General features: G+C 30.4%; 20 protein-coding genes. 2 read left to right on the top strand and 18 right to left on the bottom strand.

Features of this window, described 5'->3' with window-relative positions; all coding sequences use genetic code 11:
• Positions 1-16 precede the first annotated feature (16 nt).
• The 16 genes from EK368_RS08270 to EK368_RS08195 all read right to left on the bottom strand — a co-directional run bounded on the left by EK368_RS08270 (position 17) and on the right by EK368_RS08195 (position 15,645).
• Positions 17-784 (bottom strand): M15 family metallopeptidase, encoded by a 768-nt coding sequence (locus EK368_RS08270; RefSeq protein ID WP_129598357.1) that lies wholly within the window; start codon positions 782-784, stop codon positions 17-19.
• 90 nt (positions 785-874) lie between these two features.
• Entirely contained in the window at positions 875-1,750 is an 876-nt protein-coding gene (gene citG, locus EK368_RS08265; protein ID WP_243109384.1) for a triphosphoribosyl-dephospho-CoA synthase CitG, read from the bottom strand.
• A gap of 19 nt (positions 1,751-1,769) precedes the next feature.
• The gene (gene citX, locus EK368_RS08260; protein ID WP_243109386.1) at positions 1,770-2,273 is read right to left on the bottom strand and encodes a citrate lyase holo-[acyl-carrier protein] synthase; all 504 of its coding nucleotides are present in this window, start codon (positions 2,271-2,273) and stop codon (positions 1,770-1,772) included.
• The gene (citC, locus tag EK368_RS08255; RefSeq protein WP_129598350.1) at positions 2,273-3,310 is read right to left on the bottom strand and encodes a [citrate (pro-3S)-lyase] ligase; all 1,038 of its coding nucleotides are present in this window, start codon (positions 3,308-3,310) and stop codon (positions 2,273-2,275) included. Before citC ends, citX begins: the two co-directional genes overlap by 1 nt.
• A 4-nt stretch (positions 3,311-3,314) precedes the next feature.
• Positions 3,315-4,856: a citrate lyase subunit alpha gene (gene citF, locus EK368_RS08250; protein ID WP_129598348.1), complete on the bottom strand. Its 1,542-nt coding sequence runs from the start codon at positions 4,854-4,856 to the stop codon at positions 3,315-3,317.
• A gap of 13 nt (positions 4,857-4,869) precedes the next feature.
• Positions 4,870-5,742 (bottom strand): HpcH/HpaI aldolase/citrate lyase family protein, encoded by an 873-nt coding sequence (locus tag EK368_RS08245; RefSeq protein ID WP_129598346.1) that lies wholly within the window; start codon positions 5,740-5,742, stop codon positions 4,870-4,872.
• A 10-nt stretch (positions 5,743-5,752) separates the two neighbouring features.
• Entirely contained in the window at positions 5,753-6,016 is a 264-nt protein-coding gene (citD, locus tag EK368_RS08240) for a citrate lyase acyl carrier protein (protein ID WP_129598345.1), read from the bottom strand.
• 9 nt (positions 6,017-6,025) lie between these two features.
• Positions 6,026-6,583 carry a Fe-S-containing hydro-lyase gene (locus EK368_RS08235; protein WP_129598343.1) on the bottom strand — a complete coding sequence of 186 codons (558 nt, stop codon included), beginning with the start codon at positions 6,581-6,583 and terminating at the stop codon, positions 6,026-6,028.
• 12 nt (positions 6,584-6,595) lie between these two features.
• Entirely contained in the window at positions 6,596-7,438 is an 843-nt protein-coding gene (locus tag EK368_RS08230) for a fumarate hydratase (protein ID WP_129598341.1), read from the bottom strand.
• Between the two features lie 16 nt (positions 7,439-7,454).
• Positions 7,455-8,699 carry a methylaspartate ammonia-lyase gene (locus tag EK368_RS08225; RefSeq protein WP_129598338.1) on the bottom strand — a complete coding sequence of 415 codons (1,245 nt, stop codon included), beginning with the start codon at positions 8,697-8,699 and terminating at the stop codon, positions 7,455-7,457.
• Between the two features lie 160 nt (positions 8,700-8,859).
• Entirely contained in the window at positions 8,860-10,314 is a 1,455-nt protein-coding gene (locus tag EK368_RS08220; RefSeq protein WP_129598336.1) for a methylaspartate mutase subunit E, read from the bottom strand.
• Between the two features lie 14 nt (positions 10,315-10,328).
• Positions 10,329-11,711: a methylaspartate mutase accessory protein GlmL gene (gene glmL / locus EK368_RS08215; RefSeq protein ID WP_129598334.1), complete on the bottom strand. Its 1,383-nt coding sequence runs from the start codon at positions 11,709-11,711 to the stop codon at positions 10,329-10,331.
• 16 nt (positions 11,712-11,727) lie between these two features.
• Positions 11,728-12,135 carry a methylaspartate mutase subunit S gene (gene glmS / locus EK368_RS08210; RefSeq protein ID WP_129598332.1) on the bottom strand — a complete coding sequence of 136 codons (408 nt, stop codon included), beginning with the start codon at positions 12,133-12,135 and terminating at the stop codon, positions 11,728-11,730.
• Positions 12,136-12,165: 30 nt separating this feature from the next.
• Positions 12,166-13,122, bottom strand: a complete 957-nt coding sequence (locus EK368_RS08205) for a GntR family transcriptional regulator (RefSeq protein WP_129598331.1) — start codon at positions 13,120-13,122, stop codon at positions 12,166-12,168.
• A 333-nt stretch (positions 13,123-13,455) separates the two neighbouring features.
• Entirely contained in the window at positions 13,456-14,919 is a 1,464-nt protein-coding gene (locus EK368_RS08200) for an amino acid permease (RefSeq protein ID WP_129598329.1), read from the bottom strand.
• Positions 14,920-15,069: 150 nt separating this feature from the next.
• Entirely contained in the window at positions 15,070-15,645 is a 576-nt protein-coding gene (locus EK368_RS08195) for a xanthine phosphoribosyltransferase (RefSeq protein WP_129598327.1), read from the bottom strand.
• A gap of 413 nt (positions 15,646-16,058) precedes the next feature.
• On the opposite strand from EK368_RS08195, the gene EK368_RS08190 reads away from it, so the two are divergent.
• Positions 16,059-16,517 carry a hypothetical protein gene (locus tag EK368_RS08190; protein WP_129598325.1) on the top strand — a complete coding sequence of 153 codons (459 nt, stop codon included), beginning with the start codon at positions 16,059-16,061 and terminating at the stop codon, positions 16,515-16,517.
• A gap of 103 nt (positions 16,518-16,620) precedes the next feature.
• Here EK368_RS08190 and EK368_RS08185 read toward each other — a convergent pair whose 3' ends face one another.
• Positions 16,621-18,693: a sensor histidine kinase gene (locus EK368_RS08185; RefSeq protein WP_129598323.1), complete on the bottom strand. Its 2,073-nt coding sequence runs from the start codon at positions 18,691-18,693 to the stop codon at positions 16,621-16,623.
• Positions 18,668-19,354, bottom strand: coding sequence for a response regulator transcription factor (locus EK368_RS08180; protein ID WP_129598321.1), 687 nt, complete (start codon positions 19,352-19,354; stop codon positions 18,668-18,670). Before EK368_RS08180 ends, EK368_RS08185 begins: the two co-directional genes overlap by 26 nt.
• Before the next feature lie 474 nt (positions 19,355-19,828).
• On the opposite strand from EK368_RS08180, the gene EK368_RS08175 reads away from it, so the two are divergent.
• Positions 19,829-21,193, top strand: a complete 1,365-nt coding sequence (locus EK368_RS08175) for an esterase/lipase family protein (protein WP_202976448.1) — start codon at positions 19,829-19,831, stop codon at positions 21,191-21,193.
• The last annotated feature ends 14 nt before the right edge of the window (positions 21,194-21,207 follow it).

Here is a 21,207-nt window from a genome sequence, read left to right as displayed (position 1 = left end):
TTATACTCCTCTTTCTTTACTTTAAAGAAATATTTTTCTCAAAATGTTGATAATCCTTTAAAGACTTCCAATCTCCGCCCCAGGTCCATCCTCTACTCTTAAAGGCATTATAACAAACATCATTTTTAAAAATCATTCCCTTTTGCATATTCAATCTGTTAATATATTGTTTTCCTTGTAATGGAGATATTTTTTTCCCTTTTATATAAGGATTTTGAATAGGATTAATATCAATAGCTATTCCATAGCTGTGTTTAGATAAATTTTTACTACTTCCTGTAACTTCTCTAAAACAAAATGCAGATGTGTTATTATCTTGCATAGATAACTCATCACTAGCACCATATTTATCAATTAATTTAATTTTTTCTATAGGAAATTTAGCTTTATATAATTCTTCAAAAATTTCTACTACTTCTTTTGCAACTTTTTTATGTACAATTAATTCCCCTTGATGATCTTGATCATCAAATCCAACATAACAAATTTTTACATAAGCCAAATCATCTAAAGATACAAAAGGGTTTTCCTTCCATGATATCCCTTGTATTTTTTGTTTAATAAAATCAGGCAAAGGCTCATATGTAAATTGATGGATATCTTCTATAGAATTTTTCTCCTCTATTATATTTTCTCCATTATATTCATTCATAATCTCCATTTGATCCTCCAATTTTATTTTTTGTTGTATATCTTTTGAATAAGTAAAACTACTTAAAATAGCAATACTCACCATAATCAACATACTTTTATTAAAAAGAGATAGACATTTTTTATTTTTCATACTTCACCTCTATCCTTATTCTTAATAATTCATTATAACATACAAAGAGAGTGTATACACACGCTCTCCCAACTATTGAAAAATTATATTTTATGAATTTGTATTTTCTAAAAAATAAAACATCATAGTTACTGCCAAAAGATCTGCTGATCCTCCTGGACTAATATTTTCACTTATAAACTCAGTATCCATATGAAGGATTTTTTCTCTACCTTCTTTTGTAAATATTCCTCCTATATTTAATATTTCTTTTGTCCTTTTTTGAACATTCTCTAATGTATTTACATCATGTCTTCCTAAAATATTACTATCTTCTGTTACACTCATAAGATGTAATAGCACCTGTATCAAAACATCATTGATATTTTTATTTTCTCTCACAAGTTTTTTAAATATAGGTAAAGCATATTTTCTTACTGTCAAAAATCCTGATTCTACTTCTCCTCTTATACCTTTTGTCCCATACTTTCTAAATAAATTTTCTCCATAAGTGAAATTTTCCCTTTTTTGTATATCTCCTAATTCTTTTTGAGAAATTCCTTGGCTCATTTTTTTAATGATATTACAAATCTCTTGTATATCCATGGATAATTTTTGTATTTTCTTATATACATAAGCAGAACCTGCACAGATGATTCCTAAAGAAAAAATGAGTCCCTTATGGGTATTAACTTTATTAGTTGCACAAAACATCTTATTTTCGCCTTTTATTCCTATTGGGCGAATTTTATCTAATAATTTTTTAAGATCTTGCTCTTCAAAAACAAATCCTTCATAAGCACATTCATAAAAAGTATGTACTAAAGATGCACTACTTGCCATAAAAGAATAAAAATCCATATCTTTATGAGCTCCTGAATTGTTTCGATCTACAAGCCCAGGCTTTGGTGTAGCAGATACTTCAAATAACATAGCTTTTAGTGCTAATTCACTAATGTAATGACAAATTTCAAAGTCTTTTTGCAAATTTTCTTCCTCCATTTATTTAAAGCCTTTGATTGCATTTTATATACTCCTCAATCATTTGATCTATATGACCAATAAGTTCTTGTGTACTATGACGTCTTGTTTTTATACACACTCTAGCATCTTCGTGACAAATCATACAACTTCTACTTTCTAGCCCTATGTTCTTTCGATCTATTGGAGCTCCATTTTTTTTATATACATCTATATCAAAAGTTCTACCTAAAGAATGATTTTCTTCTATATTTACAGCTATTTTTTTTACTTCTTCTATAGATTTATTTGATACTATAAGTATACTCTTACCATCATATCCAGAAATAATTTGCTTATATACAATAAAATCATTTAATTTAAAAATAAGTAATTTTTGTAATACATCAAAAGCTGTATATGCTTTTGATGTATTTTTATTATCTCCTGGATAATTGATTTTTCCACAAACTACTGGTAATTTATATTGTTGTATAAGCTCTAATATGTTATTGTATCTTTTTTCTCGATCTTCTAATATTTCTTTCATCAATGGGGAGAATCACTCCTTTTTATTTTTTGTATGATCTCTTTTGCATCATTAGATTTTAAAAATTCATAAGTACTGTTTGGAAGTAGCTTTCTCATCTCCTCCCAATTTTCTGCTTTGATCAGTTCTCTCACAAATGAAGCACTAATAGCCTTATCATTTCTACCAATTCTATCTACTTCTATTACTTCTATTCCTTCTTTTGGAAGTACCTCATGTAGTGTTTGATTGTATTCATTGGTTACATTACAATACGGCTCTGTACCTACATATCTTCTTTGTATATGAAAAATAGGTGCAATAAATTTGGAAAATATTCCTGCATCTAGTTTAGTATAAGCTTTTAATCTTTCGTCTGCTTCTCTTATAAAATAAGATGGAAAAGTAGCAGATGAAATAATATAATTTCCGCCTGGTAGAATCTTCACATTTTTCAAATCTTCTATTCCCTTTTTTGTTAAATCCATTCTTACATGAAAAGGAAAAAGAGAACGATTTTCTTCAACAATAAATACTACAACTTTATCATTTTCCTTTGAAGCTTTTTCTATGATATATCTATGTCCTAAAGTAAATGGATTGCAATTCATCACTAAAGCTGCTTTTTTTTCATTTCCTAATTTACTTTTTTTAAACATATTTTGTATAAACTTTTCTATACTCGCCATTCCACCTTCTAATAAAACCACTTCATCTGTAGCATATACTTCATGATAATGAATCCCTTTAAATATATATTTATTTTTAGGTTTTGTAAAAATAAATGTTTCATAAATTCCTTCATCAAAGAGCTTATTTGTAATATGAGTAATTAATTTTGAAGCGATACCTTCTCCTTGTATTCCTTCTTTTACTGCAAAGCATTTTAATATTTTCCCAAAGTAAGAACAAGTTCCTACAATTTCTTCATCCTTTTTTGCTACGATTGTATACTCTACATCCTTATCTAAAAATAGGTTAAAAGTTGAAAGAAAACTCTCAACCTTTAACCTTTGTGAACTATTTAAATTGATCTTTTCAATTCTTACATTTTCCATTTCATCAATCCTTCACTCTTTTTACCGTATCAATAATAGTCCCATCTCTATACTCTACTATAGCTACAATCTCATCATGTTTTTGAATTTTTTTTGGTATCCCTGTCATATTTTCTGCTATTTTCTTTAAATCTTGTATAGAAATAATCGGTAAATTCGTTTTTTGTAATTTTTCTATCAAGTCTTCTCTTTTTGGGTTGACTGCAATTCCTCTTTCTGTAACGACTACATCTATAGTCTCTCCAGGAGTAGTTACAGTAGTCACCTCATCTACAACAATAGGGAGTCTTCCCTTTACAAGTTGAGTCACTACCATAGCAAGCTTTGCACCAGCTGCTGTATCACTATGTCCTCCTGAACCTCCCATGATCATTCCATCTGACCCAGTAGTTACATTTACATTAAAATCTACATCGATCTCTGTTGCTCCTAAAATCATTACATCCAAATTATTCACAACTGCACCTTTATTATGAGGGTTTCCATACATAGAAGCTGACATTCCTTGATGCTTTTTATTATTTTTATAAGATTCTATTGCTTTTAAATCAAAGCATTGTACATCAAATATTCCTTCAAACAATCCTTCTTCAAACATTTCAACCATATATCCTGTAATACCACCTGCTGCAAAACTTCCCTTTATTTCATTTTTTTTCATTAATTCTTTTACATAAGCTGCAACAGCTAGAGACGTTCCACCTGCACCTGTCTGAAATGAAAATCCATTTTTTAAAAGTCCTGAAGCCTCTATAACTTGAGATGTCATTTTTGCAATTTTAAGTCCCACTGGATCTTTTGTAACTTTTGTAGTTCCAGATACAATTCCCTTTGGATCTCCTATACTTTCTACTTCTACAATATAATCTACATATTCTTGACTAATCTCAATTGGACATGCAGGATAAGATATAAGGTTATCTGTAATTGCTATTACTTTCTCAGCGTATAAGGCATCAGAGGTAGCATAACCTAAACTTCCACATGCAGCTTTTCCTTCTACTCCATTGATATTTCCATAAGTATCACATGTAGGCGCTGCAATAAATGCTATATCTATAGAAAGATCTCCTGATTCAATAGCCCTTGCTCTTCCTCCATGAGTATGCATAATCGCTGGATGTTTAAGATATCCTTTTGAAACAGCTTCTGCTACAGGTCCTGAAATATAATTTGCATATATGCCTGTTACTACTTTAGTTTTCATATATTCAACTAATGGAGCATGAACAGGAAAAATAGAGCTTGCTGCAATTTTTATATCACAAATCCCTCTTTTTGCAATTTCTTCTATAATCATGTTTAGGACGTAATCACCATTTCTTAAATGATGGTGAAACGAAATCGTCATACCATCCTTTATATCACATTTTTTAAGTGCTTCTTCAATAGATAATAATACCTTCTCTTCTCCCGGCATTACATTTTTTAATGAAACCTCTTTCTTTTTTATCTCTCCTAAATCTACAAAAGCTCCTTGAAATGGTTTGACTACTTTATATCCTTGGATCTGTTCTGGAATATCTTTACCAAGTATATTTTTCATATCCTTCACCCCTTTAAATCAAGCCCGCAAGCTTTGCTTTTATTATTGTATTTTGCGCTCTTGTAATAATAGGTGCGTCAACCATTTTTCCGTCTAATGAAAATACACCTTTACCTTCTTTTTTTGCTTCTTCCATAGCATAAATAACTCTTTGTGCATGAGTAATCTCCTCTTTAGAAGGAGCAAATACTTCGTGAATAGTATCTACTTGACGTGGGTTAATGGCAGCCTTTCCTGTCAGTCCTAAAGATTTTGCTGTTTGAATATCTGCTACAAAACCTTCTAAATCATCCATATCTGCAAAAGGTGTATCTATAGCATCCACCTTGCAAGCTCTACAAGCAGTAGCAATTTTACTTCTTGCATAAAAAATTTCTTTTCCTTCTCTTGTTCTCTTAATAGAAAGGTCTGCTGTTAAATCTTCTGCTCCTAATAAAATACCTATGATTCTAGTTGATGACTGTATAATAGAATATACATTTTCTACTCCATAGGCTGTTTCAATCAAAGGAAAAAGTTTAATACTTCCCTTTTCAAAACCTTCCTCTTCTTCAATTTTTGTAAGAATTTCACAAACCATCTCTATATCTTCTTCTGTAGCTTTTGGTATCATTAATACATCTGGCTTTGCTCTTCCTATTACATCTACATCCTCCATTCCAAAGTCAGAGGAAAGAGGATTGACTCTTACAACTAGTTCCGTATCATAAAAATCTATATTTTTCACAGCATTTCTTACCAAAATCCTTGCTGAATCCTTTTCAGTAATACTTACTGCATCCTCAAGATCTAGTATGATGCTATCAGCTCCTAAAATTCCAGAATTCTGCAACATGCTAGGATTATTTCCTGGCATAAAAAGCATAGTTCTTCTTAATCTCTCCATGAAATCACCCCTACATTCCTCTTTTGACTGCTGTCTCTATTCTTGCTTGAATGGTACAATCTAGCGCACCTCTATCTTTTGCCATAACATATATGTTATCAATCCCTAAATCTTTTAAAGTATTTAAAATCACTTTCTCAATTTGTTTTCCAAACTGCTTCATTACAATACTTTCAAGATCAATGACAATACCACCCTCGTCATTTGGTTTTACCATTACATATATGTCATTGGACTCCATAGTTCCTGCTTTTGCTGGAGTCTTAATATTCATAGGTCCCACCTACCTTAATGTTTTTAAATATTCACTCTGTCCTACTTCATAATAATTATTTCCGTCTTTATCAATAACTACAATGACAGGAAGATCTTCTACATAAAGTTTTCTAATTGCTTCAGCTCCTAGATCTTCATATGCAATAACTTCTGCTGACTTTACACACTTTGCCATAAGTGCTGCTGCACCACCTATGGCTGCAAAGTAAACTGCACCTACCTTTTTTATAGTCTCTATAACTTTTTCGTCTCTTTTTCCTTTTCCGATCATACCCCTTAATCCTTTTTCTAAAAGTATAGGAGCATAAGGGTCCATTCTATAGCTAGTTGTAGGTCCTACTGAGCCTATAGGCTGTCCTTCTTTAGATGGTGCAGGACCTGCATAATAAATCACTTGATCCTCTATATTAAATGGTAGTTTCTTACCTGCTTCTGCAAGCTCTACCAATCTTTTATGAGCTGCGTCTCTTGCTGTATAAATAGTTCCTGTAATGAGTACATTATCTCCAGCTTTTAAATCTTTTACTTTATCTTTTGTTAGGGGCATATTTATTTTTTTACTCATTTAAAAAACCTCCTATATATGAGCCTTTACATGTCTAGTTGCATGACAATTGATATTGACTGCAACAGGCAATCCTGCAATATGAGTTGCATAAGTCTCTATATTTACAGAAAGTGCTGTAGTTTTTCCACCAAAACCTTGTGGTCCTATGCCTAATTCATTGATTTCCCCTAATAATTCTTTTTCTAGCCCTTCATAAAAAGAATTTTTATTTCTCTCATTTGTTGATCTTAATAGTGCCTTTTTTGCAAGAAAAGCTGCTTTATCAAAAGTTCCACCAATTCCTATACCCACTACAATAGGCGGACATGGATTTGGACCTGCTTCTTTTACTGCCTTTAAAACAAATTCCTTAACTCCCTCTATACCATCAGCTGGCTTTAACATTTTTAATTGACTCATATTTTCGCTTCCAAATCCTTTTGGAGCTACTGTAATGCTAAAGTCATTACCTTCAACAATATTATAATAAATCACTGCAGGAGTATTATCCTGTGTGTTTATTCTTTCAATAGGATCATTTACAACAGACTTTCTTAAATATCCTTGTGTATAACCTTGTCTTACTCCTTCATGAATGGCTTCTTCTAAGCTTCCTCCTACTACATGTACATCCTGTCCCATTTCTATAAACACTACAGCCATTCCTGTATCTTGACACATTGGTCGTTGCTCGTCTTTTGCTATATCTGCATTTTCAATGATTATATTCAAAATATTTTTTGCAGTAGAAAAATTCTCTTTCTCCTTTGCTTCTTCTAATCTCTCTCTCATATCATCTGTAAGATAATAATTCGCATCTATACAAAGTTTTTTTGTAGTTTCTACAATTTTAGAAACATGTATTTCCCTCATAATTCAGCACTCCCATTTATTTTTTTCTTCTATTTGCCAAAGCTAATACTCTATTCATTTCATTATATACAATCATAAACCCTTCATCCACACCCATTCCAGGTTTTGCAAGACATTGATCAGCTCCACAGGCAATAGCTATATTTGTACAGATTTGAGCAGATCTATCTGTTTCATTACAAGTTCCACCACTATATGCTCCAATACCTTTTTGTTTGCAATATAAAATAGATTCTACTATGTTGTTAATTCCTCCAAGATCTGGTGTTTTGATTTGAATCATATCTGCTGCTTCTTCATCTACAAATAATTTAATATCTTCCCACGTATTGCACCATTCATCTGCAACCAATTCAACTTTTATATTTTTTTCTTTTAATGCCATTCTTAATTCTTTTAAAGCTTTTACTTGTCCTTCTCTATTTTCAACATCCATAGGTCCTTCTATTCTTAATTTAAAAGGAGATGCCGCCTTTTCAAGTTCTCCAAGATAATTAGTCATTTTTTGCGTATCATTGTTAAAAGCAATTCCAATAGTTCCATAAACATCAATGTGCAAAACAAAGTCATCTTCTTCTGAGGCTCTTAATTGTTGTATTCTATTTTTTAACCAAACTACATATTCTTTTAATTTTTCTCCATTATTTCCAAGCTTTGTTTCTACATGATTAATAAGAGCATGTGGAAGTACATCTGCACCTTTTATAATCATCTTATCTACATTGTTATATCTATCATCACCAGATTGAGTAAATATAGGTATTCTTTTCCATTCTTTTGTAGTATCATATTCATTTCTAATCACTTCAGCCATAGTGATTTTATTTGCTTTTGAAGTTGCATCTAAAATTGCTTGTGTGATACCATATCGAATAGCCGTATGTAATCTTTGTCCTTCTATTATCATATGGTCTACTTCTTCAGCCAATTCTTTAAATCTTGATACTTCTCTTCCAATCAATTTAGGTGCAATCTTTTGTTGTATAATTGGAATAAATTCATCTGCAAGAAATAATGGATCTCTTCCTCCTGCACCTGAATATTGTACTGCTGCACAATCTCCATGAGCTACTTGACCATCTTCTAAAACAAACATTACAGAAATAGATTCTCCTGCTTGTCTAATTTTTGTAAATCCTTCTGTAACAGGATCTCCTACATAAGTAAATCCATCATGACCTGCTCCTTGTTTAATCGCTCTTTGATCATCAAAATAAAATCCTGTTCTTCCTTTTGAGCATACTACATCTATAATTTTCATTTTTATAGCCTCCAGTTTTATTTTATTATGGGATCACTTATAATTTTAATCTTATCACTCTTGTAACTTAAAGTGAAAAAATTTACATATTCCTTACCTATACTATAAATATTTTTAATGTTTAGATGGAGTAAAAACTCCATCTAAACATTATGAATCACTATTTATGTTCTGGTCTACCTACTAGTGTTCCTTTTCCTACTGCATAAATATCATCTACAACCATTTGGAAACCAACTTTTCTTCCTTCTAGATTTGCTCTTTCTTCTAACAATTGTCTATTAAAATCTTTAATTTCTTGTGACATTGGTATATTTCCAAATTCTAAGAATCGTACAGCTCCATTGTTATCCCTTGCTGGAAGTATTTTCCCTGCATTGTAATTACTTGGAGCAAAAGGAATATCCATTATACCTGTTTGGAAAGCCTTTACTGCACCTACTGATAAATCACCTTTTCCGATTTCAAATACTTTATCTAATATACATTTTGTTTCTGCTTTGATTAATTGAATTTCAGCCTCTAATTCTTTGGACATTGGTAATCTTTGACCTTTTAATAGATTTAGAGTTTGTTTTGTAGCCTTAATTCCTTGTGCATTTGCTTCCATAGTTGGAATTCCAACCGCTTCATGTGGAGTTTTTACAATTACTTTTGTAGCTCCTGCTAAAGCTGCTGTAGCTGCTCCCCAAGAAATTACTCCAAATGCTTTTGATTCATCAGCTGGGAATCCTCCCATCCATTGATGAAAAACTGTTGTTAATTCTATATTATATCCATAAAATTTAAAATATTCTCCAGCTTGCTCCACCAAAGCCCTAATGGCTGCCACATCTTGTACCAAATTTCCACATTGTCCATATCCTAAAGTAATATTTTTAACTCCTTGCTCTGCTGCTAAAAGTCCTTCAACAATAGCTACAACATTGGAAATACTTGGAGGAACCAAAGTTCCTGTTAATGGTCCAAAAGGCTCTCTATTAATTTCTACACCCATTTCTTCATACATTCCTGCTAATCTATCACAATATTGCCAATCTAGAATTGTTTTTTCTAAGCTAACACTTTTTGCATAAGGAATGTTATAAGAGATTCCTCCTCCTTCATTAGATGTCCAGCCCCCAGCATGGATAATTTCTGATAATAGTCTAGAATCAGGCGTACCATGTCTTGCTTGAAGTGGAAGATTTACCGATTCTACTACTCTTCTACAATTTTTCACTCCATGGTTTACTGCTGGAAATCCATTTAACATAGAACGATTTTCTTTCACACTTTCTTTAATTCCTACTTCACATTCATGATATCTGTTTTGTCTTGTATAACTATCTATAGTATTTGGAAGAAGATCTGCTCCACCTTCTTTTTCAAGATAGCTTAAAAGTTTAATATGCTCATCTACTAAAGCTACTCCAGCTCTAGGTTGTGCTAAAGTAATTCCTTCTTGACTTGCTTTTCTCAGCTTTTTAGCAAAATTTTTATGTTCTGGAAGTGCTTTTATATAATCTGTCGCTTCTTTAAAATCTACATCTTTTCCAGTAGGCCATTGAGTCAATACTTCTTTTCTCATTTTTAAGAACTCTTCTTCAGTCCATTTTTTATTTTTAAGCTCCATTATTTTTCCTCCCACTATACATTGCTCAGATTTTTTTTGAGTATTCGAATCGCTATGTCTGGATATTTTTCTGCCATCAATCCCATTGATGAAAGAATATAATCTTTATCAATCAATAATTTAGGATCGGTAGGTTTTAAATACCTTGGATTTTCTTCATTATATAAACCCGCCCTTAATATTTTTGATGGATTCTTACTATGAACCAACACTCCTCCTGTACCTATTACATACTTGGCATCTAATAGATCCTTTCCTACTTGAGAATAAATTTTTCCCATAGGTGTATATACATCTTCTATCACCCCTACATGTCTTTCCATAGCTACCTCCGTGGCAACCATACTTAGTGCTTCATCAAATTCTATTTCCTCAAGAGTATTTGGAATCTCATTGACATTTTGTGTAAGATACTTACATCTTTCCTCAATATTATATTTTGTATTGGGTACAAACTTCATAATTTTTTTACTAGATACACTATGACAAAGAGATTCTGCACTTACACGCATTCCAAGATCTCCTTCAACGGTTCTCTTTGCATAAGGCTCTTCTAATCCTATTTTCATAACACCTGGCTTTGTAGGCTCTCCCTCAGCTATAGAATGAATATCTGTTGTAGCTCCTCCAATATCTATAACAATTAAATCTCCTATTCCTTCTTCTGTATTGGTTCCATCTGCTAATATTTTAGCTGCATTTAAAACTGCTGCCGGAGTTGGCATCAATATTCCATTGATCATGGACTCTGCACTTTTCATTCCTTTTGCCTCTACAATCTTTTTCATAAAAATTTGTCTGATAGCTTCTCTTGCAGGCTCTACATTTAGTTTATTTAATTTAGGCATTACATTATCTGTGATTTCATAATATATATGATTTTCTTTAAAAATTTCTTCAATCTCATCACTAGCTTTTATATTTCCTGATACTACTACTGGTACATTTTTTATATACTTTGCAATCATTTTAGCATTATGAATAATACAATCTTTATTGCCTCCGTCTGTTCCTCCTGCTAATAAAATAATATCTGGTGTTTGCTGTATCATAGCTTTTATTTCTCTTTGAGTAAGTTCATGGCTATATACTCCTAAAACTCTAGATCCTGCACCTAAAGCAGCTCTTTTGGCAGCCTCTGCTGTAAGCTCTGGTACAAGACCCACAGCTACCATTTTTAAGCCTCCTGCAGCACTACTACATGCAAGTATTTCATCAAAATATATATCTTTGCATTTTTCTTTTATTTGATGATAAGCATTTTGAAATCCTATCATGATATCACTTTGAACAGTAGTTAAAGACTTAGTATTGGCAATAATTTCTTCCTTCTTCATATCAACTGCAGTAAGCTTTGTATACGTACTTCCAAAATCAATCAATAATAGTGCATTCATTTAATCACCTTTACTATCAAATTTTCAAATCCTCTTTCAGATGCTCTATGTCTACTTCTGGTGGAGTTCCTGGTGGATACACACGGTCAAATCCCATCTCTTGAAATCTTTTTCTCACTGGCTCCCAATCTTGTTTTCCTACTACAAGATTTCCACCTGCATAGAGCAATATATCTTTAAGTCCTGCTTCTTCACATTTTTCCCTTAGTCCTCTACAATCAATTTCTCCATGTCCATAAAGAGATGATACAATAATTGCAGATGCATCTGTCTCAATAGCTGCATTAATGAAATCTTCTTGTGAACTTAGTACTCCAATGTTTACTACTTCAAATCCAGCTTCTGTAAGAGCAAAATCTAACACTTTGTTTCCAACTGCATGACAATCTGCTCCTATAACACCTAGTACAATCTTTTTTTTCATAAATTTTTCCTCTCCTTATTCTCTCTTTTTCTATAATCTTTTTTTTATAATATTAGAGATGATCGCATTGACAGAACCTTGATCCAAGACATAATCAAATTTTATCACCTCTTTTGAATCCCCTACTATTTTTTTTATTTCTTCTCCTCTACCAGGCGAAACAATAATCACATCTGACTTATTAATTATTGCGTAAAGTTCTTCTTTGTCTTTACTAGTGGTAGCCTCAATAAAAATATTTTCTAGCCCTGCTAACTTCAATGCATATTCAACCTTAGAATAAAATTCTTTTGAAATACTAATTTGTGCAAATTTTGTTCTTTGGGGATATTTAGCAATTTTTATTATAGCTTCCATATTAGGATTGATCGTAACTCCAAATATTTCTTTTTTAAAATCTTTTATCAAATCTTCCACTTCATGAATATGATTAAAAGTAGTAATAACAATTTGACTATCATTTATTAGTTGTTCAACCTCTTCATTTTTTTCTTGAAGTTGTTGAATCGTCATGGCCTTTACATTAGTATTTGTAATTTTACTTAATTCATAAGAAAAAGTTTTGGCTTGTTCTATATTACATTCTACAAAAATTACATTCATATTTTTAATTAAATTTTCTTTTTCTTGTACTCTTTTTTTAACAATGCATAAAAATTCTTTTGTATTAAGTCCTATTTCCATAGCTTCTTCTAATGCTATATCAATGTTTGGAATCACTTTATGATAAAGATTATGGTCTTTAGATATTTTTATATCTTGTTCAACAAAAGTCCCTCTTCCTTGATAAGAAATTAGTATTCCTTCTTGTTCTAACAAGTTATAAGCTGTAGAAATCGTATTTCTACTTACTTTTAATTTTTGAGATAGTTCTCTTTCTGTTGGCAATTTGTCACCTATCTTGAGTATGCCATTTTTGATATCTTCTAAGATATAATTTTTTACTTGTATATAAATAGGTGTGCCACTTTTTCTTTGAATCTTCATTTCAAAATAATCTCCTTTTGTATTTCATTGGACTAATCCAATTTAAAAATATTTTAACATGATTTCGAAAATTTGTTTATCTCTATATATGCTTGTTTTTAGTCATTTTAACGAATACGACACCTTTAGACAAGTTTTGATAGGAAATTATTTGTTTTTTAAACTTTTACACTTATTTTTCTTTAGTTTAAAAATAATTAAAATCCCTTATTTATATCTTGTATTTGTTTTTTTATATTATTTTTTATCTTTTTCATAATATTTTCCAAAATCCATAGTGCCAATTTCAAAATTGGCACTATTTTATTTTTTAAACTTTTATATGAAATAAATTTATTTCTTCATCTTTCTATATCCTTTATTTTTTTGATCAAAAATAAATTCCTCTGAAAATTCTATCTGCCACTTAGAAATAACTGGCTTTATTCCTTTTAAAAGTTTTCTCTTCTTTGTAGTATGTTCATCTTTGTTAAATTTTTTTATATATTGTTTTTTCATAAAGTAAAATCCTATATAAAAAATTGTTAAACTTAGTCCTGCAATCAACCCTGATCCTTGTCCTTCAACAAGTGGCATACTCAAAATAATTAAAACAATACTAATCATAGCTACCCAAGATACAAATGGATACCCTTTTACCTGACATTTTCCCATGGGTGGGCATCCATTATTCTTTCTAAACTTATAATGAGTAGCCAAAATGATAAGATAAGTAAACAAAAGAGAAAAACCTCCAGAACTTACTAAAAATATATACACCTTTTCTGGTAAAATAAGTCCCATAAATAATCCTATTAGCATTGCTCCTCCAGAAAATAAAATTCCACGATAAGGAATTTCTTCTTTGTCTTTTAACCAATAAGGAGCATGTCCTTCATCTGCTAAAGATCTCATCATTCGCCCTAATCCAAACATAGCCGCTAACATAGTAGACAAAATCGCACTAATAAGTATAATATTCATTACATTTCCTGCCCAACCTAATCTCCATCTAGTCAAAGCTAGTACCATAGGGCTTTCCTCTGAATTTAAAATATTCGTAGGAATCAACGGAAGTAATACTACTATAGCTGTAACATATAATCCTACTAACACCCATACCGTATACGAAATTGCCTTTGGTACAATTACCTGTGGCTCACTAGTTTCAGAAGCTGCAAGTCCTATGACTTCAAATCCAGCATATGTAAACATAACAATCAACATGCTCCCTGCAATCCCTCCAATCCCACCAGGAAAAAATGATTCTGTATAAAGAGAACCTAGTCCTACCTTAGGTAAATTTGGAGTAACTCCAAAGATCAATCCAATTCCTAATATAATAAATCCTACAATAGCTACTAATTTAATAATAGCCAATCCACTTTCTAATTTGCTTAATTTATCTGCTCCCAATAAATTGATAAGAGTTACTATAATAATTATACTAGAGCCTATAATAGGTAATGATATTTTAGGAAACCAAGTTCTTAAAAAAATAGATACAGCAGTAGCTTCACTAGACATGGCTAAAACAATTCCCGTCCAATAAACCCATCCAACAACAAAACCTACTCCCCGCCCATACATCTTTTCTGCAAATGTACGAAAAGAACCTGGTTGTGGATTTGCTACAGTCATTTCAGACAAAGCAAATAAAATAAAGTATATTAAAATGCCTCCTAATATATAAGAAATGACCACAGAAGGACCTGCTGCTTGAATAGCTACAGATGACCCTAAAAAAAATGAGCCTCCTACAACTGTTCCAAGGGCCATCATAGTTAATTGCCATGCTGATAAACCTTTATGATTCATATAAATACCTCCTTATGAACTTTTTAAATAGTATTTACAAATCTACATTTAGTTATCATAAAAAAGCTGAAAGAATTATATCTTTCAGCTTTTTTATATATCTTTTTTTATTTATTTCAATTTTTTTCTCTTACATTCATAAAATCTTTATTATTCTTTTATAAATTCAATCAAATTTTTTTCTAATTTAGAAATTCTTGCTAAAGAATATACATCATAACCTTGATCTTCTAGTTTTTTTCGTCCAGGTTGAAAAGATTTTTCAACAACAATTCCAATTCCACAAACCGTTGCTCCTGATTCTTCTACTAAACGTATAGCTCCTGATGCAGCTTCTCCATTTGCTAAAAAATCATCAATAATTAAAGTTCGATCTTGTGATGAAATATATTTTTTAGATAGAGTCAACTCATAATCTACTCCTTTGGTAAAAGAATGTATTGTTGTTTGATAAATATCATCCTTCAAAGTTTTAGACCTGCTTTTTTTTAATATAATCATAGGTACATTCATTTGCATAGCAGTCATAACAGCAGGTGCAATGCCTGAACTTTCAATTGTTAGTATTTTAGTAATATTATATTTATCGAAATATCTCTTAAAATAAGTTCCCATTTCATACATAAGCTGAGGATCTACTTGATGATTTAAAAAAGAATCTACTTTTAATACTGTTTCACTTAATGCTTGTCCATCTTGTAAAATTCTTTGTTCTAATTTTTCCATTTCTATTATCCATCCTTTTTATTATATATGTTATTTATTTTTTATCATAAATTTATTTCAAAAATAGTACAAAAAATCACCTCAACAAGAATTAAGGTGTTACATTGTATATGAAATTATAACATATTTTTTATAAACTAGGATAATTTTTCTTCATCTACTTGACAATATATATATCGAGTCTCTTCATCTTAATTCTAACTTTTATCTTAAATTCAATTAATATTAGTAAAAATTTATCTCTGCACAAAAATATATTTAAAACTTTTTATGCACCTTATTTGTCTAATACATAGACACATATTTTGAGAAAGGACGTGCAAAATTGGATGTAATAAAAATAAAAAAGGCCATGAAAGGAGATTCTGAAAGCTTTTCATATTTAATGGAAACAAGAAAAGAAAAAAAATAAAGTGGATTACAGCGAATATCCCTATACTTTGACTTTTTCTATTCCTGGTGCAAGAGATTTTTCTGGTCAAAAATATTTAAAAACTTTAAAAGAAAGTTCTTATATTCAAGATGCCTATGAGCTTATTACCTTAGATGATTCCATGATACGTTTTTCATTAACTTTAAAACAACCTATTTTATATACTGTAGAAGAATACAAAAATCCTGGACAAATTGTTCTTACTTTAAAACCTAAAAAAGAAGAAAATCATCAAAAAATATATTCTATACGAAGTAATTCTTATCCTGTTGGAGAATCTCTAGGTATGCTAGAAGAAGAGTTATTTGATTTAAAAGAAGTTCGAATATTAAAAGATCAAAAAGGAGCTTTTTGTATAGAAGCTGGATATTTCAGTACTTTAGAAGAAGCACAAAAAAATATAGACTCTTTAAAAGAAAAATATCCTAATTTTAAATGATTTTCATATTGAAGAAAGAACCAACATAGATTTACCAAAATCTATTGAATAATAAATAACCAAAGGGAATATCCTTTGGTTATTTATTATTCATAAACTATTTTTAATACTTTGGCATTTTTATAATAGCTTTAAATAAATCTCCATCTACTTCTATACGAAAACTTCCCCTTTGAAGATCTACTAAGCTCTTAGCAATAGATAGTCCAAGTCCACTTCCTTGAGAGGTTCTAGATTCATCTCCTCTCTTAAAACGCTCCATAAGTTCGTCTGATGAAATATTCAGTTCATAAGCAGATATATTTTTAATGGTTAATATAACTTCATTCTCTAATTCTTCCATATCCATATACACCCTTGAGCCTTCAAGGGCATATTTAAATATATTGGATAATAAATTTTCAATGGATCTCCATAATAATTTTCCATCTGCTTTTACATATACTTTATCTTTAGGATGGTTTATTTTAAATTCTAGATTGGATGCTTCTATTTTATCGTTTAATTCGCCTAATCCCTGAGTAATCAAAGACACCATATCTATTTTTTCATAATTTACTGGCATATCTCCACTAGAAGCTTTGGAAGCTTCAAATAAATCATCTGTCAATACTTTTAATCTTTGAGATTTTTGATCTATGATTTCTATATATTCCGCTCTCTTAGATTGATCCGTTTCTTTTTTAAATAAATCTACATAAGAAATTATAGAAGTAAGGGGTGTCCTTATATCATGGGATACATTTGTAATCAATTCTGTTTTTAATCTTTGACTTTTTAGTTCATTGTCTACTGCTTTGTTTAAACCCTCTGTAATACTATTGATATTGGAAGCAAGTGTTTTAAACTCTCCATCTTTAGATATTTGGATAGTATGATATATATTTCCATCTTTTATTTTTTCTACACCTTCTTTAATTTCATTAAATTCTTTTACTTTCTTTAATGCCACCCAAGCCCCTATTCCTATGGTAATAGGAGCCATAAAAAATGTTAAACCAACTAGTATTGGATACCCTATGACAATCGCTACAATCTTTACTGCTGTGCTTCCACTATCAAAAATATCTTTTATAAATGAATACAATTTATAAAATAACTTAAAAGTAAGCGTATGCTTTATAAGAGTTTTATTTTTAATATGTTTGACTAACGATAAAAACAATATAAGTCCAAATGTACCTATCAAAAAAGTAATTGGAAATATCATTTTATAAAGGGTGTTATGGAATACACCCCGTATAAATGCAAACCATGATATAATAAAAGAGAAACACATAGCTATATTGATATCATTATATATTTTATCTACAAAATTTAAATGAACTTGCTTTTCTTTAAAGAAATCTTCCCCTATAATCCATATTAAATAAATTAAACTAGCTAAAGTAGCAATCACAAATACTATAATCTTATATAAATAATCCATTACAATTGCTTTATCTTTTTTCCACTTTTCTATTTTGTCATGTGCAGAATCCTCTTTAAGTGCAATATACATCACTTGATTTTGTGGGTTTACTTCATCCATTGACAAATGATACATTCTTTTTTCAATATTTTGTGGATAAATTTCTTTTTCAGATGAATCAAATACAATATAAGAAGGATGAGATTTAAAATACTCTTTACTTATATTTTCACTATTGGTATACACCGTTGGTATATCATCTATATAAGTACTTAGATAATATATAAAATCTTTATTTTGTTTTATTTTATTTAAATATGATTCATATAATTCTAAATCTTTTTGAATCAATTCATCTTTTATTTTTGAAATTTTATCTGCATATATTTCTTGAAATCTTTTATAATTTTCTACATCAGATAACTCATAATTATAAAGTTTTTCATCATATTTAAAATCTGAAAATAAATTTTCTTCTTCTCTTTTTATATCTTCTTCTGTAACAGTCCTACCGCTTAAAATATACTCTTCACTTCTATATTGATTCATCAACTCAATAGCATCATCGGTTATAGACTCTAATTGACGCCTATATTCTTTTCCACTATAGTAATTATCTTCAAAAGCAAGCTCTATATCTATTTCTTTAACACCCAATAAATTTAAAATCAATGTTACTGCACTACTAAAACAAAGTATTACTATCATAAAAACAATAATTTTTGTAATCCATGAATGACTATAATTTTTCCACTTTATATCCAATCCCCCACACCACCTTTAAATATTTTGGATCTTTTGGATTGATCTCAATCTTTTCTCTTATTTTTCTTATATGTACAGCTACTGTATTTTCTGGATTGAAAGCAGTTTCTTTCCACACCTTTTCATATATTTCATCTATAGAATATACCCTTCCTGCATTTTGAGTTAAAAGCTTTAAAATTTTGTACTGTACTGGAGTCAATTTTACTTCTTCCCTATCTACTGTTATAATCTTACTTTCATCATCAATCTCAAGCCCTCCAGTTTGAAATACATTACTCCTCGTTTCAAGACTTCCTAAAGCTGTATATCTTCTAAGCTGAGATTTCACCCTTGCAATAAGCTCTAACGGATTAAATGGTTTGGTTATATAATCATCTGCTCCCATATTCAATCCCATTATTTTATCTGTGTCTTCAGATTTTGCAGATAACATAATAACAGGTATATTCTTATCTTCTCTGATTTTCATAGTAGCTCTTAATCCATCCATTTTAGGCATCATAATATCCATAATAATCAAATGAATTTCATTTTCTTCTATGATCTCTAAAGCTTCTATTCCATTAGAAGCTTTAAAAATTTTATACCCTTCATTAGTTAAATAAATTTTTATAGCATCTAGTATTTCCTTATCATCATCACACACTAATATATTCAAGAAGGATCACCCCTACATATAATTTTGTACATATTATACCACACCCTTTATTTTTTCTTTAAAGATATGATATCACCTAAATCTTAACAATTTCTTGATACAAATCTTAAGATTTTCTTAAGATTCCAACCTTCATCAAAATCTTCTGTGATGTTATATTTCCAAAATTTAAAATTTTCAGAAAAATATTTTTTCTATTCTTCATTTTTCGTGTATTTTCTTTTCAGGATTCTACATAAATTTTTCAAAGTATAAATTATAATAAATTAAAATAATAATTTTTTGTACTGCTTACCCTTAAGTAATACCCTACTCTAGAGGCTATATCATTCTTATATATCTTTTAAGAAAAAAAGAAACTTAGAATGGTTAGTCATCAGATAAAATTTATAAACGGAGGTGACTACAATTGAATGAATTACTTATGAAAAATGATGTATAAAAATACTTTACTTTCTGAAGGGGGCTAACCGTATGAAAAAAATATTAAAACGTATGTTTATTATCTTATTATCACTAAATCTTATAATTCCACAACTTGTTTTTGCAAATACTCTAAAAAGGCAAAATCATTATCCAATCATATTGGTTCATGGTTTTGGAGGATGGGGTAAAGGAGAAGTTCTAAACATGCCCTATTGGGGAGGCATTAGTGAAGATTTTGAAAATATACTAAATGATTATGGCTATGAGACTCATGCAGCTACAGTAGGTCCTTATGCAAGCAATTGGGATAGAGCTTGTGAGCTTTATGCTTTTATTAAAGGTGGTACTGTTGATTATGGAGAAGCACATTCTAAAAAATATGGACATAGTAGATATGGAAGAACATATCCTGGTGTATATCCTAAGTGGGGAGAAGTAAATGAGGATGGTTCCATTAATAAAATCCATCTCATTTCTCATAGTATGGGTGGACAAACCGTCCGTGTTTTAGCCCAATTATTAAAAACAGGATCTGATAATGAAATTTCAATCACAAAAAATTATTCTCCATTATTTGAAGGAAATAAATCTTGGATACATAGTATCACAACTATTTCCACTCCTCATGATGGAACTACCCTGGCAGATGGTGCTACAGGTATTGCTCCTCATACTCAACAAATTATTGCAGGAATTGCATCTCAAAATGGAATGATTAATAACCCCATTTATGATTTTAAACTAGATCAATGGGGATTAAAAAAACAATCTAATGAATCGTACAAAGAATACATATCACGTGTTTTTGATAGTTCTATTTGGACAGATACAAAAGACATTAGTGCATGGGATTTAAAACCTGCTGGAGCCAAAGAACTTAACAAATGGGTTTTTGCACAACCAGATATTTATTATTTTTCTTGGTCTACACAAAAAACCAAGGAGGCCCCTATTACGAAAAAACATATTCCTAAAATTGGCATGAATCTATCTTTAATTCCTTTTTCCGTCTTTATGGGATCACATACTAGAGATGACGGCTCTATCTCTATAGACCAAAACTGGTGGCCAAATGACGGAGTCGTAAACACTTATTCAATGAATGGACCTAAATTAGGCTCTAATGACAAAATTATAAATTATGATAACAATCCTAGAAAAGGTGTATGGAACTTTATGGGTGTATTAGATTCTACAGATCATATGGAAATCTTAGGAATAGGAACTATATCCAAAAAAGGCAAATGGTATAGAAATTTTGCTGATATCTTAGGAAATTTACCCCAGTCTAATGACAATATAGCAAGTTCCATTATTAAAATAAATAACGAGATACCCACTCCAATGGAAAATTCTATTTTTGATGAAATACAAAATCAAACTGTTGAAGAAACAGTTTATGCAAAAAACTAACAGATACATCTACC

It is taken from the genome of Anaerophilus nitritigenes (genome assembly GCF_004138215.1).
Lineage (GTDB): Bacteria > Bacillota > Clostridia > Peptostreptococcales > Thermotaleaceae > Anaerophilus > Anaerophilus nitritogenes.
Note: the sequence above shows the minus strand (reverse complement) of the source record. Positions and strands in the feature narration are given on the sequence as shown.